Source organism: Enterococcus spodopteracolus, assembly GCF_030441955.1.
GTDB classification, from domain to species: Bacteria; Bacillota; Bacilli; order Lactobacillales; family Enterococcaceae; genus Enterococcus_B; species Enterococcus_B spodopteracolus.
In genome coordinates this window covers 1-15087 of record NZ_JARJHD010000022.1, presented here as the reverse complement: position 1 = coordinate 15087, position 15087 = coordinate 1, and the positions used below count along the sequence as shown (strand labels likewise).

Here is a 15087-nt window from a genome sequence, read left to right as displayed (position 1 = left end):
TTTTCGATACCCTCTGTATCTTTTAGCATCATAACAGATGTCGGGGTGCTTAGACAATGGAAAACGAAAAATTTGATTTAGACTATGAGATTGAAAAAGCGATGGAGAAAGCAGAGTCTATTGATGAGTATAAGAAAATCATTCGAATAGCTTTGGGGAAATGGCTTAAAAATCTCCAGTCAGGACAAATCAAGTTAGATAAAGTTTCCGATTTAAAGATATTGATTGAAGCTGATCTGATGTTAAAGGACATTGAAAAATAGAAAACAAAACTCAATTACTGAGAATTGTGAGGTGGTGTTATATGGTGTATGGATAAGAAAGAGCAAGCTAAGCGAATGTATGAAGAAGGCTCGAAATATAAAGAAATATCTGAAAAGCTTTCTATTCCCCTGAATACTTTGAAATCATGGCGGAAACGTTATGGCTGGCAAAGAGGGGGTGCAACTTTAGGGGTGCAACCAAATAATAGGGGTGCGCCTGAAGGCAATAAGAATGCAGTAGGTAATAAAGGGAATAAAAGGGCATCACCACCTAAGAGAAACAAGAACGCTTTGAAAACAGGCGAATATGAAACAATATTCTTTGATACGTTAAGCGATGACGAGAAGGACATCTATTCAAGGTTGGATGATGATCCTTCTTTTGTTTTGTCCGAAGAAATACGGTTACTGAAGATTCGGCAGCTACGGATGATGAAAAGAATCAAAAAAGCCGAAGAAGGGCTAAATGAGGAAGAAGTTGAGCGGCTGCAACAGCTAAGAAAAATAAAAACTCCCATAGAAAAAGATGGTAAAAAGCTAGAAATCAAACGTGAAGCAATGCAAGATATCCAAGTAAGTAGAAAAGTATACCGTAAAATTGATGATATTCTTTCAATTGAAGATTCGCTAACTCGGATTAGTAACCAGTTGACAAAATCGATTAAACAACTAAATGAATTATCTCTATTAGGAGGAAAAGTTGTATTAATGGAAGAGCAAAAACGGAAAATAGCCTTTGAAGCGGATATTCTCGAACATAAAGTCTCTAAACTTATTCTGAAACAAGGTGAGCAAAATAAAGTACAGGGCCTTATTGATATCGGCCAATCGCTTATTGGTCCAATAAAGAAAGACGAGGGGAGTGGACAAGATGAGTCAGTTGAAGCTATCGACTAAACAAAAAGAGAATATTTTCCAATCACTCAAGGGAATTCGGATGGAATTGAATGAGGGAACGATTCGTTCAGGCAAAACCATGTCAGATGCGCAGAAAATGGCGTTGATCTATGCAGGACATCCCGATACGAATCATCTTGTACTTGCTTATAACCAAGAACAAGCTTACAGAATGTTTATGGATTGTGAAGGGTTCGGACTGGAACATATCTTTGCCAGCTGTGCTGAGATTCGACACGATGAGCATGGGGATCATTTATGGATCAATCTTCCAGAGGGAGAAAAGCGGATCTATTATAAAGGCGGCGGAAAAGTAAATGCTGTCGGCGCTATCACTGGTATGTCATTTGGAACTGTCACTTTTTTGGAATTCAATCTGCTTAACAAAGCGGTCATAGAGGAGGCTTTTCGTCGGACTAAAGCTTCTAGTTTTCGTTATCATCTCGCTGAACAGAATCCGCCAGCACCAAATCATCCGAACCTAGAAACTCTTAAACCCTTTATAGAAACTGGGTCTTTTAAGTTTCGTCATTGGCGACCACAAGATAATCCTATTTTAACGAAACAAGCTTTGAAAGAATGGGAAGCGGAATGTAAAGTCTCCGAGTATCTGTACAAACGAGATTGGCTAGGTGATCGTGTGATGCCTGAGGGTGTGATCTATTCAATGTTTAATGAAGATATCCATATGACAAAAGAAATTATAGGCAAGTCTGTAGAAGCGTTCTTTAGTGCAGACGGCGGACAAAGTGATGCTACTACCTGTTCCTTAAATCTCGTTACATGGAAAGACGGAAAGTATAATCTCTATCGAATGGCCAACTTCTATCATAGTGGTGCCGACACGGGTGTCACGAAAGCGATGAGTGAGTATGCCAAGGAAATTAAGCAGTTTAAAGAATGGTGTTATAAAGAGTGGTCATGGCTGCCTAAGCATTCAAAATTCTTTGTCGATCCAGCCTGTAAGTCATTGAGTGAGGAATTACGTGTGTTAGGAATCGTCACAACAAAAGCAGACAACAACTCAAAAGACAAAGTAACCAGCAATGGCACTAAAATTGAAGTAGGGATTGAACGAACGCAAAGCGCCTTTTCAAAAGGACGCTTTTTTCTTTACGATCATGATGGCAAGTATGGTCACTATCATTTCATCAAAGAATTAGGAATGTACGTTCGGAATGATTCTGGATACCCAGTGGATAAAAACAACCATGCATTAGACGAATGTCGTTATGCGATTAATTACTTTACGAAACGCTATGTTCTTTAGCAGGAGGTGATCAGGTGTCATTTTGGCAAGCAATAAAAAGAGTTTTTGGAAAGGGGGCGGTTGCGATAGGAGCGAAAAAAGAGCTACAAAGTATTTTAGATCATCCAAAGATTCAAATGAGTCGTGAAGAATATGATCGTATTCAAAACAGCTTGCTCTATTATCAAGGGTACACCCATTGTAATTCTGATCAGAGGGCAAAGGCGAATATCAATATGGCCCGCAAGGTTGCTTCTGAATATGCGAAGGTAATGTTCAATGAACAGGCAGAAATCACGATCGGAAAAGACGATAAATCAAAAAAATATGATGAAGCTAGCGCTTGGATAGAGTCTGTGTTTCAACATAATGACTTCAAGCGTAATCTCAGTAAGTATCTTGAACCAGCAATGGCTCTTGGTGGCTTAGTTGTGCGACCTTATTTCAATGATCAATCAGGACAAGTGGAATTTTCATGGGCGCTCCCGGATGCCTTCTTTCCATTGGAAAGCAGTACAAATAAGATCAGTCAGTGTGCAATGGCATTTAAAACGATCAAAACCCAAGGGAATAAAACGTTCTATTATACCTTGTTAGAATTCCATGAGTGGATCGATGGTGAGTATTGGGTCTCTATGGAACTATACGAAAGTGAAAAATCTAATGTGTTGGGGATGCAAGTATCTTTAAACACATTAAAGCAGTACGAAGAGTTTGAGGCGGCTGTTCATGGTGAAGAAATTGAACGTCCAATCTTCTCTTATTTTAAGACAGCAGGTTTTAACAATATCAACCCATACTCACCACTTGGTGTTGGTGTGTACGATAACTGTAAACGAACACTCGATCGATTAAACAAAGCTTTAGATGCATTTGATCATGAAATCGATGTGGGGAAACGCCGAGTTGCTGTTCCTGAATCGATGCTGGATGGTGTGCCCAATAAAGAGACTGGAAATATTGATTTAACCTTTGACCCAAACGATGATTTCTATGTGGTTATTCCCGGATCTAAACCAGATGATTTTAAGATTACGGATCTAACTCATGAAATTCGAACAGAACAATACATTGGAGCAATCAATCATCGGTTACGTCTTCTAGAAATGGAAGTGGGACTTTCGACTGGTACGTTCGTTTTCGATGGTGCCGGGGTACGTACGACGAATAAGACGGCAACTGAGGTAATCAGCGAGAACTCGCAAACATATCAATCAAGGAACCAACAAACAACCGAATTAGAGGAATTCATTCGGGATGTTGTACTAGCGTTATGTGAGTTAGGCCGGGCCACAGAAGTTGATGGGAAACCACTATTTAGTGGTGAATCTCCGAATCGTGAAGAGATCGGTGTGAACTTTGATGATGGCATCTTCTTAGATAAAAAGTCAGAATCTGATTATTATCGTGAACTGAAAAATGATGGGCTGATTCCCGGATGGTTAACTTTAGCCAAAATAATGAAGTTGCCTGAAAGTAAGGCAAAAGATCTTTACCGACAAGCGCAATTAGATGTAGTTGATGAGACTACTGGTAAAATACGAGATTCTGGATACGAAGACTTCGAGGAGTGATTGAATGGCCATTACACCTAACCAGTTAGATATTGAGGCTTCTTACATTCAAGATGCTTATATGGCGATGGAAGATGAGATCATGAGGATGCTTGTCAAGCATTTGAAAATGCCAACTCGAACGCCTTTGAATGAGGACAACGCTTTTCATTGGAAAATTGAAAAGATGCATCAATTAAATTTATTGAATCAACAATCTTTGCAGCAATTGGTCAATGAAACAAGTCAGTATTCTTATGATCAGCTACGTAAAATCATCGTGGATATGGGGTTTGAAGTCATTTCAGATCTTGACCAAAACTTGTCTAAGCAAACTGGAAAAGAACCGCCATCACGAACTGAGATCGACAATGTGATGGAGTCGTATCTCAATCAGCAATGGCGAGATCTCGACAATCATGTCAATCAAACGCTGATCGACACTAATTATCCGAATAATCCACTGGCTAAGATGTATCAACAAGTTTTAAACGATACTGTAGCCAAAATCATTGGCGGCACTAAAACGCCACAACAGGCGCTTAGAGAATCGATCTATGCGATGGTGGAAAAAGGGGTGATGACGACCTTTGTCGACAAATCAGGACGTGAATGGAGCCTTGAACGCTACGTTCGGATGGTTTTGAAAACCACAACTCATCGAGTTTATCAGGATCTACGACTTAAGCGAGGATTAGAGCATGGAATTGTCACAGCGCTAATGAGTAGCCATATGGCTGCACGACCACACTGTGCTCGTATCCAAGGCGGATGGGTCTTGCTTGTCCGTAAAGAGGATGCACCGGAAGAATTACGTCATATTTCATCGATCTATGATTATGGATACGGTGAGCCTGACGGAACCCAAGGTATTAATTGTCGACATCGATTGTACATCCAAATCTATGATCCGGATCTTGATATTCACATGAAGCAGTATAATCCAAAGCAAGCGATTGACAATGCGGACTTGGTTGCCAAGCAACGCCGCATGGAAGTCGCTATTCGTCGTGCTAAGCGGCAATTGAACGCAGCAACGACAATGGACAACAAAGAAGATGTTCTGCACTTCAAACAACTGGTCAGACGACGTCAAGCAGCACTGCGTACTTTTATCAATGAGCATGATCAATTGTTACGCCGGGATTATTCGAGAGAGCAAGTATATTCATAAAAGGAGGAAGCATGGTTGAAGGATTAAAGCAAATTGGTCTTGCTTTGAAGTTTGAGGATTTTGGTTTGTTTAGTCTAGCTTGCTAGGCTTTTATTTTGTCCTGAATATGACATTAAACTGTTTATCTACCGAGTGAGCGGTATAACTCACACTCTAAACTGGTACCAACCAGAATAAAAAGGAACGGAGAATGAATCATGGAATGGATCAAAGAAATTTTATCAAAACACGTCGGAGAGGATGGGAAGTTTGATCTAGACGGAGCGACAAAAGAAATAAAATCAGAATTTCCGAAAAATGCTGTGCCTAAAGCTGATTTTAATGATAAGTCTCAAAAGCTAAAAACGGCAAACGAAGATTTAACCGCCGCAAATGCGCTTGTTGAGCAGTTGAAAGCATCGAATAGTGGAAATGAAGATCTGCAAAAACAAATTGATGACTATAAAAATCAGTTAGAAACCGTAACTGCTGAAAGACTAGCAGATCGTAAGAATGCTGCGATCGAATTAGCTTTAACACAAGCTGGGGCTAAGAACATTACAGCTGTGAAAGCTTTGTTGAAGGCAGATGAGTTGGAAATGACTGACGAAGGTGTCAAGGGATTAGATGATAAAGTAGCCGCACTGAAAAAAGACGAAGATTATTTGTTTCAATCCAGCAATCCTGCACCACAGACGAAGAAAAAGCAATTTGTGGCTGCTGGGAATACAGGCGGTGGCGAACCACCTAAAGAAAAAAGCTGGAAAGATAATCTAGCCGAGAATATCGCAAAAATAAAAACTGATTAGGAGAGTGAATTAACATGGGAGTAGTTTTAGATAGTAAAGATTTAGCAAAAATTGATAAGGAATTTGCAGCTGAGTCGCAAGTATGGGAAGTATTGACCCAAGGAGCAAAAGATATTACCGAAGAAGATTTTGTCGGAGTGAAAGAAGTTCGGGTGAACGAGATGCAAGGTTTTACAGCTGCTGATTATAAGCGGAATAAAGAAAACGAACGCAACAATATCACGGTTGAAAAATCAACTTTGAAATTGGAGCAAGAGCGCTGGATGGGTTACGATATGGACCGCTTAGATCAATCGGAAAATGCAGCATATCAAGTAGGTGCTATTATTGAAGAGCACACTCGATTGGTTACGATCCCTGAAAAAGATCAAACTGCAGTAGCTCGTTTGCTTGAAGCTGGTTTTGATACCTCTGATGAAGTTTATAAAGGGAAAACAGTCAAAGAAGCCATTACTAAAGCAAATATTTTAGATAGCTTTGATGATGCTGAAGCATACATGACTGATGCGGAAGTAATTGGTCAATTCGTAGCATTTATGTCTAGTGATGCATACAAAGCATTGAAAAATGCAGATGGTGTCTCTAAGACTTTTACTACCAACACTGTTCAATTCAATGGTATCGATCGACGTGTTGAGATGCTTGATGGCACGAATATCATCATCCAAAAAGTTGCCGAAAACCGATTACAGGTGGATGAAGACAAGCGTATTAATTTCATCATGACACCTATCACCGTTGCTAAGCCAATCGAGAAGTACAATACGATTGATTTGGTTCCTGCAGAACAGGATCGAGGGGGTTACCGTGACACCATCAAAGGGTTGGATTATTACGATTGCTTAGTACTTAAGAAAGCACGTCCAGCAATCTATATCTCTTATGATGACCCAAAAGCATGACCCCGGAAGAACCGGGGAAGTCTGGGGTAGAAGGTAAATCATTTGTAATCGATGACATGAAAGTTGATGAGCTTAGAGCTGAGTTAGATCATCTTGGCATTGAGTATCCATCTACTGCCAAGAAATCAGAATTAATTGAGCTGTTAAAAGAGAGTGAATAACCACTCTCTTTTTTCATGGAGGTGAAACCATGGAACGAATAAGACGTAAGCCGTTGAACGAAATCTTTGACGATCAGGAGAGCATAGAGCCATGTGGCTACTTGTCTCTTAAAGAGTATAAACGCTTGGTGGATAAAGAAACAGAACTGACTGAAAAAGATTTCCGAAAGCTTCTGAGAAAAGCCAGTGCATTGTTGGACATCCAAACGAGACGTTTCTACCAACGCAACGATCTTGAATCTGACATCCCATTGCGTCGCAATGCATTCAAGTTGGCTGTTGCTTACCAGATTGAGTACATGCATGAGGCTGAGGCCACTACCACGTTTGGAATGCAAGAACCTGATAGTTGGTCCATTGGGCGGATGAGCGTTTCTAAAGGTAAAGGTGGTTCGTCATCGACAAACGAAGTATCTCTGCTCTCTGGGGACGCTATGCTGCAGTTATCGGGAACTGGATTACTGTACAGAGGAGTGAGTCGATGAGAATGCCGCCAAAACGATCTTTCCCTTATACAATGATCTATCGAAAGAAAATCGGCTTAACGCCAAGGAGCGAACCCATTCTTGAGGATGAGCTTGTGATTGAGTATGTTCGCTTTGATGACACAGTCAAGTTTGAGCCGAGGGATATTGATGGGAAAGTACAAACACCCAATGCATTGATTTCTATGGTGAAGAAATACACTGGACCATTACCAGAATTTTCAGTTGCAGATCAAATTGAGATTTTTGGCAAACAGTACACGATCGCAAAAGTTGTACCGCTGAATGCTGATTCGCCTGAGCCATTTGGTTATGAAATTGAGGTGGTCTGATGAGTGGAATCAAGATTGACATTGATCTAAGTGGTGTCCGATCAAAGCTTAGTGAAGATAACTTGGGACTAGGTCAGCTGAACATGGCCAACCGCATGCTGCAAACCATGAACGAAACCGTAGTACCTTGGGACACCATGCATTTGCGTGACACTGGCCATGTATCTGGTCGGGGAAGTCAGCTGATATTTGACGCACCATATGCCGGTCCTCAATATTATGGCGGTCGGAAACATCCAGTAACTGGTGTTTGGATCCCATTTGTGAATAAGCAGCCCGGCACTGGTCCATTTTGGGATGAAGCAGCGAAACCGTTATTCATGAGTGATTGGTTGCAGGCATTTAAGATTGGAGCGAAACTATAATGGATTTTATTGATCGGCTGCAGGAAGTAGCCAGCAAAATCGATGTGCCAGTGATTATCCAAGCCATCGATCAAGAGGAGTCGATTCGGTTGGTTCCCTTACCGGGAGGGCGCACGGTCAAGTCGTACATGAATGGGGATAAGGTTAAGGAATTGCCTTTTGAATTTCGATTAAAGACAAAAGATTTTTCTGGCGATCGGATCATTTATCAATTGTCAGAGATCTTAGAAAATGTGAAGTCCGTCCCATCAGAAAATGATTCTTATCAATTTATGGCGTTGGCGATTGCCAATGAACCCTTTTTAGTTGGCCAGGATAATCAAAAGTTCTTTTATTATCGCTTGGTCATCCAAGCAAAACTATATTTTAAAAATAAACCACAGGAGAGTGAAGAATAATGTTTAACGTAAATAGTAATCGTGGTCATTTTATTGCACCATTTACCACTACATCAGCAACACCATCAGAATCAGCTTGGCTAGAGTTAGGAGCTGGGATTGAAGATATTTCGGATTCTAGTGCAGACTCAACTTCCGAACGATTTTTCTACGATGGCGAGCATTCTAATGCCGTTAATCGAGTAACAGTTGCCTACGATATCTCAGGTGTTTATGCGTCAACGGATCCAGCACAGAAATTAATTGCAGATATGAAGCTGAAGACTGGTGTTGGGCGTAAGGTTTGGCATAGAATTGTTAGCTCTGATGGAACAAAGCAATGGGTCGGGCATGCCACTGTTACAGATATCGTTGCTGGATCAGGTGCTGCGGAAGTCGAAGAAGCATTTGGCTGTACGATTACCTTTAATATGACCCCAGTAGAAGGCACGCCTGGATCTGGTGGTAGTAATTCGGAGGCAGCGTTGAATTCTACGTCAGTTAGCAACAAAGCAAACAAGAAAGAAGAGACTAAGTAAGAGGAGCGATTATCGCTTCTCTTTTTTACATACCAACGAATGGGGGAAACAAACATGGTAAAAATCCAAGTGAAGAAAACACAACTACCAATTGAGATTGGCGAACACACATTTTATATTGATACATCCGAAAAAGGAGCAGAAGCCTTTTGGAAATTAGTTTCAAATTATGCGACAAAGTCTGCAAAGATCACTGAAAAACTGAAAAAAGAGATGATCAAACCGGAAACAGCTGACCGGAAGGCGCATGAAGAATTAGAAAAAGTGATGGATCAGCTTTTAGGAGATGGCGCATTTAACAAGTTGTTTAAGCTTTCGCCTGACTACACATTGATTTCTGAGTACTACATGGAGATTTGTTCTGCGGTAGGAGAAGAGCTTGGCGGACGAAAAAAACAATTCTTCGATAAAATGCAGCGTTACTTAGAAGGATAGAGCAATGAAACTACAGTATCGACTAGAAGACACAGTGGAAATCGAAGGCGTTAGTTATCCGATCAATCTTTCTTTCGATACGGTGCTACGTCTTTTTGACCTGTTAAAAGATTCAGTTTTGACGGAACCCGAAAAAATTGTTTTAGGGCTGCGGATTTTATTGGGCGTCTCCTTTTTATGTGACATTGAAACACAAAATGAGATTTTCTTGTCTGTCTTAGAAGCTTTTGGTATATGGGAACGCCCGAAACCACGCTATGACTGGAAAGGGAACCTCATGAAACCAAAGATGAAAGAAATTGCAGAAGAGGTTTTTTCTTTTGAGCACGATGCTGAAAGTATCTTCGCTGCCTTTTATCAAACTTATCGGATTGATTTATTGGAACAGCAGGGAAAGATGCGATGGGAAAAGTTCATTGCATTATTCAATGGATTGCCTAGTGATACACATTTCAAACACATCGTTGATATCCGTCAACGAGAGTTGCCGGAGGGAAAAGGAAAAGAGATACGAAAAGCGAAGAAACAGTTGTTAGAAGCGAAACAAGCATACGCACTACCGAAAGAAGGTGAAGAAGATGAGCAGAAGTGATGGCAAGGTAACGATCGACATAATCGTCAATGGAAAACAGGTCACAAAAGAAATCGACACGGTCGAACAAGGCTTTTCCAGACTGGGTAAAAATGCCGATGATGTCATGAAAAAAGTCGGGTCTGACATGGGTGTGAATACCGAATCAGGAGCAAAATCGGCAAATCAAGCAGTAGATTCTGTTGAAAAGACGGTCAATGATTTAGGAAAGACGACCGAATCTGCAACAGCTAAAGCCGGTAAGTCAATCGGTGATAACTTTGATACAGGTGCCAAGGATGCCAATCAAGCGACTGATAGCGTGGCTAAAGGAGTGGCAGACCTAACCGCCACGACGAGCACTGAACTAGCTAAGTCAGGACGTATCATGGGTGAATCCTTTGATTCTGGCGCCAAAGATGCCAATCAGGCTAATGAAAGTGTCGTTAAATCAGTCACAAGCTTGGTTTCTTCTGTGGAATCTTCTGCACCTAAAATCGGCAAAGAGCTTGGTAGCTCCTTTCAATCTGGTGCCAAAGAGGCGACGAGCGCTTTAAATGGTATTGGGAAATCAAGCAGTAACATGTTAGCCAGTATTGAAGTGACGTCACCCAAGGCAGGTAGAAGCATCGGTAATTCGTTTGAAGCAGGTTCCAAGCAAGCAGCTAGCGCTCTTGGATCAATAGAAAAGTCCTCTGCGCAGATGGTTCCTCCTGTTGAATTATCAGCAACTAAGGCAGGAAAGAGCATTGCGACTAGTTTAGAAGCTGGTTCCAAAGACGGAGCAAAGACTGTCAGTGATGCGGTTGATGCGATGAAAAAGGATCTTGCGTCATTGGGTGATGAAGCAGAAAAGTCTGGTGCTAAAATGAGTACCTCCTTTTCTCAACCAGAGCCAAAAGCCAATTTGTTAACAGGCTCTGTGGGCAAACTAAGTGCAGCGATGTTGATCACAAAAGGAGCAACTACAGCACTATCGATGGCTAAAGGTTCATTAGATGGTGCATTTGGTCGTATTGATACTTTGAATAACTTTGAAAATACGATGACTCGATTAACTGGCAGTTCAGAAGAAGCGGCTGCAGGTATGGAAGGCGTTCGAGATGTCGTTGTTGGTACAAACTACATGCTGGATAGTGCGGCTCAGACCGTTCAACGTTTAGTGATGCAAAACGGCTCACTGGAACAATCGACAAAAAGTTATCAAATCTGGGGTGATGCAGTTGCCATGTATGGTGATGGCGCTGCAGAAACAATGGATAACGTGATGGATGCAATGATCCAGATGCGAGCAACCGGAACGGTTAATATGGCGCAAATGGATCGTATGGTTCGCCGTGGAGTAGATCCTTGGAAAATCTATGAAGATGCGACTGGTATGAGTATGCAAAGTATTCGTGATGCGTTGCGTGATGGCGAAATTAGTGCCAATGAGTTTTTTGATACGGTTGAACAGGCGATGCGTGATGGTGGGAATGAATTCACCTCGGTTTCTGGGATGGCGCAACAAGCTGGCGATACTTGGGCAGGATCGTTTGCCAATATGGCTACTGCAACAAGCCGAGGAACAGCAAACATTATCGCATCTATGGACGAGGCATTCTCAGAAACACGTTTTGGCTCGATGAAAGAAAATATCCAAGGATTTGGTAAAACATTTGAAGGTGTGCTGAATAATATCGCTGGTGTCATCCCTCCTGTTGTTTCGGCTGTTGATACGATGACCGGTGGGGTTATTGCTGTGAAGGACGCAGCTGTGACAGCTTCACCCGTGATTATCGGATTAGGAACTGCATTTGGTGGACTACTTATTGTACAGAAAGCAGCAGTTGCTACAGCATCTTATGTTCAGATGTTGAAATACCTGACCGGTGCAACTTCTGGTGCGACGATGGCTAAAAAAGTTGATGCAGTTGCTACAAAACTGGGAATCAGTCTCAACTTACAGAACGCCACCACCACTAAAGCGGTTGTTGCAGCAAACATTTCCAATGCAGCCTCACTAAAAGGTGCAGCAGCTGCCCAAAAAACCTATGCGATTGCTGCTGGTGCTTCTGCAGCAGCGAAGAAGGCACTGGCAGCAGCTAGCATTCTATTGAATCCAGTAGTCGCGGGTACAGCAGCTGTTTTAGGAGCAGCTGGTGTAGCTGCAGCCATAATGGGAAAAAATTTTTTAGATACACGTAAAAAGACCAAAGAATTAGCTAGTGAATTAGATGGATTAAAAGACGATCTAGATAATGTCGGAAAGTCAACCCAGTCCAGTGCAAAAGAATTTGAGTCACAAGCAAAAGTGATCGAGTCGAATACAGAAAGAAACAAGGATTTAGCAGCTGAATTACAAAGGCTTTCAGCAATTGAAGATAAATCGGCTGCGGATAAAAAATTGATGGCTGATACAGTTGATGAACTGAATAATTCAGTGACTGGTCTAAATCTCTCTTACGACGAAGAAACAGGCCTACTTAATGCAACCACAGAAGAAATAAACAAACGGATTGAAGCTTCTAAAGGAATGGAAGAAGTCAATCGGCTAACCGAACGACAAAAGACGTTGAATCAAGAAGCTGCAGACATTGAATCCTCATTAACTGAAGTAGCCAAAGAACGTATGAGATTGGAGCAAGAAGCCTCAGAATCTGGCGTGGATGGAAAGAAAAAAGTCAAAGAATCGCTGGAAGGACTGTCCCAGAAGGAAGATGAACTTCAAAGTTTACTTGTTGAAAATCAATCTGAACGAAATCAATTGTACACGGAGGAGCAAGAGAAAAGACGAGCAGTCGCAGAGACAGTCTCAGAAGCTAATTCTCAAATGATTACTTCATGGAATGTTCTATCTGATGCACAACAAGCCGCCTTGGAATCTATGAATAGCATGTACAAAAAGCTGGTAGAAGAATCAGGGAATGCTTTTAAGCAGATTGAACAACAAGAAGCGATAAGCTTGGATCAAATGAAGGAAAATCTACAAAAAAATGCTGAAGCTATGAGAACGTGGTCTACCAATGTTGCCATTTTGGCGAAGGCCGGTGTAGATGATGGCATTATTATGCAACTTGAAAAATTAGGTCCAGCAGGTGCATTACAAACGCAACAGATGGTAGATGAGATGGGATTAAATCTTGGTTCATTAGCGGAGTTAGGTGGAGAACATACAAAAACCCTGCTGGAACAAATGGGTCTTCATATGGAGGACCTACCAAAAATGTCAGCTGAACAATCGGCGTGGTTTGTTGAAAATTTAGATCTTGAATTAGGTAAATTACCAGAAACAGCACAACAGCACATTAGTGATTTAAATGGGACTGCGGACGCAACGATGAAGCAAGCGATGGCGAGTATGGCAAATATCGTTGGTGAAGAAACGGAAACTGTTGCTGAAAAATTTGGATTAGTTCCAGAAAAAAGTGAGGCATCTTTACGCAGAGGAACAGAGGGTCGAGATTTTGCACAGTGGGGACGTCAACCTGTCGAAGAAATTGGGGATGGGATGGTAGAAGCAACCCCCAAAGTAGAGGAAGCAGCAAAGGAAGTTGCTCAAACGCCAGAGAGAGTGATGGGCCCTCAACTAGAACAAACAGACTATGCCTCAATGGGTGCAGCACCACCAACAAAATTTGGGCAAGGAATTTTAGATAATATTACTTCAGTAGAAGAAGCTTCTAAAGAAGTAGCTAATGTTCCGGAACAAACGATTAGAGAAACCGTGGGGATCGATAAATATATTTCTCTGGGGCATCCTGTTGGTGAAGGCACAAGTCAAGGTGTACGTGAAGGAAAACCACAAGTAGAATCTGCAGCAAAAGAGATTGCGATGGTTCCAGAAAATATTTTAAACAACGAAATGACTGCTAGTAACTACAATAAAAATGGTCAAGATGTTGGTGCCGGATCTGCCAAAGGAATAACGGATAGTCAAGGAGCTGTCCAAAAAGCAGCGAAAGAAATTGCACTAGTACCAGGGAATGAAATTTCCACACACATGAATCAACAAGAATACCAAAAACATGGAGAAAAGGTAGGTAAAGGTACAAGCCAAGGTATCGCTGATACCGCCCCTCAGGCAGTTTCTGAAATCAATAAAATGACGGAAGAGATGGTCAAAATATCCAATGAGGGATCTAAAAAAATGCAGGAAGTTTTTGAAAAACTGACTAAGGAAATAGATAAAACTTTACAAAGTCTTCCTAAGATTGCCACAGCAATCATGCGTGAATCAAATCAAGCCTACAGTGATGGGATGCGAGATGCGAACGACACAATCCGTAATGGTGCGCAGCGCATGCCGGATCAGATGAGTCATTTGCCTGATCAATTTTATCGCATCGGTCAAAACTCTATGATCGGTTTAAACAATGGATTAATTGCCGGGCAAGCTCACGTTCTTAGCACTGCAGCTTCCATCGCTAATCAAGTGGCACAAACGATGCAAAGAGCTTTAGATATCAACTCACCATCCAAAGTGATGGAGATGGATGTGGGACGGTGGATTCCTGCTGGTATTGGTGAAGGGATTGAGCGATTCAAGCATTTAGCGTTAGATGCCATTGAGGATTTAGGTGCCCAGCTTGTCTTGCCGAATATTCAAGCTGAGTCGGTGGCGATTGCCGGTAATGCTGGGTTTGGATTGTCGTTACCAGCAGTTAAGAGCGAGACAAAAACCACCACCCAAACGATCCATAATACACCGCATATCGATATTCATTTTGATGAGATTACAATCAATGACAAATTAGATATTGCTGAATTGTCGGAATTACTCGCAGAACACACGGCAGATGAAATGAGGAGGAGATTAGAGTGAAAGCTGTACAACCCTATTTTGAATTTAATGGCCATAAGTCGATTGACAAGAACCTCTATCTCCTGAATGAGATGGAGTTGACGATTCCTGAATCAGATTTGCGATTTGATGAGGTCGATGGTCGACAAGGGGCAATCATTTACGACAATGAACGAGAAAAAGATATCATCAAAACATTTCCGATGGAATTAA

At 41.6% G+C, this 15087-nt stretch carries 16 protein-coding genes and 1 pseudogene; all 17 read left to right on the top strand.

The window, feature by feature from the left end; genetic code table 11:
* The first annotated feature begins 56 nt into the window (after positions 1-56).
* Positions 57-263, top strand: a complete 207-nt coding sequence (locus tag P3R27_RS13600) for a hypothetical protein (RefSeq protein ID WP_301357364.1) — start codon at positions 57-59, stop codon at positions 261-263.
* 48 nt (positions 264-311) lie between these two features.
* Positions 312-1160 carry a phage terminase small subunit gene (terS, locus tag P3R27_RS13595; protein ID WP_301357363.1) on the top strand — a complete coding sequence of 283 codons (849 nt, stop codon included), beginning with the start codon at positions 312-314 and terminating at the stop codon, positions 1158-1160.
* Positions 1135-2430, top strand: coding sequence for a PBSX family phage terminase large subunit (locus P3R27_RS13590; protein WP_301357362.1), 1296 nt, complete (start codon positions 1135-1137; stop codon positions 2428-2430). The genes terS and P3R27_RS13590 overlap by 26 nt, the downstream gene beginning before the upstream one ends.
* A 14-nt stretch (positions 2431-2444) precedes the next feature.
* Positions 2445-3983 (top strand): phage portal protein, encoded by a 1539-nt coding sequence (locus P3R27_RS13585; RefSeq protein ID WP_301357361.1) that lies wholly within the window; start codon positions 2445-2447, stop codon positions 3981-3983.
* 4 nt (positions 3984-3987) lie between these two features.
* Positions 3988-5136, top strand: a complete 1149-nt coding sequence (locus tag P3R27_RS13580; RefSeq protein ID WP_301357360.1) for a phage minor capsid protein — start codon at positions 3988-3990, stop codon at positions 5134-5136.
* 197 nt (positions 5137-5333) lie between these two features.
* Positions 5334-5924: a phage scaffolding protein gene (locus P3R27_RS13575; protein ID WP_071866038.1), complete on the top strand. Its 591-nt coding sequence runs from the start codon at positions 5334-5336 to the stop codon at positions 5922-5924.
* 14 nt (positions 5925-5938) lie between these two features.
* Positions 5939-6826: a capsid protein gene (locus tag P3R27_RS13570; RefSeq protein WP_071866039.1), complete on the top strand. Its 888-nt coding sequence runs from the start codon at positions 5939-5941 to the stop codon at positions 6824-6826.
* A complete protein-coding gene (locus tag P3R27_RS13565) occupies positions 6823-6987 on the top strand; it encodes a HeH/LEM domain-containing protein (protein WP_301357350.1) in 165 nt (54 codons plus the stop codon). The genes P3R27_RS13570 and P3R27_RS13565 overlap by 4 nt, the downstream gene beginning before the upstream one ends.
* 29 nt (positions 6988-7016) lie before the next feature.
* Positions 7017-7472, top strand: coding sequence for a head-tail connector protein (locus tag P3R27_RS13560; protein WP_301357357.1), 456 nt, complete (start codon positions 7017-7019; stop codon positions 7470-7472).
* The gene (locus tag P3R27_RS13555) at positions 7469-7804 is read left to right on the top strand and encodes a putative minor capsid protein (protein WP_206854807.1); all 336 of its coding nucleotides are present in this window, start codon (positions 7469-7471) and stop codon (positions 7802-7804) included. The genes P3R27_RS13560 and P3R27_RS13555 overlap by 4 nt, the downstream gene beginning before the upstream one ends.
* Positions 7804-8169, top strand: a complete 366-nt coding sequence (locus P3R27_RS13550) for a minor capsid protein (protein WP_023520362.1) — start codon at positions 7804-7806, stop codon at positions 8167-8169. Before P3R27_RS13555 ends, P3R27_RS13550 begins: the two co-directional genes overlap by 1 nt.
* Positions 8169-8567, top strand: a complete 399-nt coding sequence (locus tag P3R27_RS13545; RefSeq protein WP_301357354.1) for a phage tail terminator protein — start codon at positions 8169-8171, stop codon at positions 8565-8567. The genes P3R27_RS13550 and P3R27_RS13545 overlap by 1 nt, the downstream gene beginning before the upstream one ends.
* Positions 8567-9085, top strand: coding sequence for a phage tail tube protein (locus P3R27_RS13540; RefSeq protein WP_206854799.1), 519 nt, complete (start codon positions 8567-8569; stop codon positions 9083-9085). Before P3R27_RS13545 ends, P3R27_RS13540 begins: the two co-directional genes overlap by 1 nt.
* 54 nt (positions 9086-9139) lie before the next feature.
* Positions 9140-9520, top strand: a complete 381-nt coding sequence (locus tag P3R27_RS13535; RefSeq protein ID WP_301359731.1) for a hypothetical protein — start codon at positions 9140-9142, stop codon at positions 9518-9520.
* 4 nt (positions 9521-9524) lie between these two features.
* Entirely contained in the window at positions 9525-10112 is a 588-nt protein-coding gene (locus tag P3R27_RS13530; protein ID WP_301357414.1) for a Gp15 family bacteriophage protein, read from the top strand.
* Positions 10099-14895, top strand: coding sequence for a tape measure protein (locus P3R27_RS13525; RefSeq protein WP_301357412.1), 4797 nt, complete (start codon positions 10099-10101; stop codon positions 14893-14895). The genes P3R27_RS13530 and P3R27_RS13525 overlap by 14 nt, the downstream gene beginning before the upstream one ends.
* A pseudogene (locus tag P3R27_RS13520) lies at positions 14892-15087 on the top strand (phage tail protein); the annotation flags it as partial. The gene P3R27_RS13525 and the pseudogene P3R27_RS13520, both read left to right, overlap by 4 nt.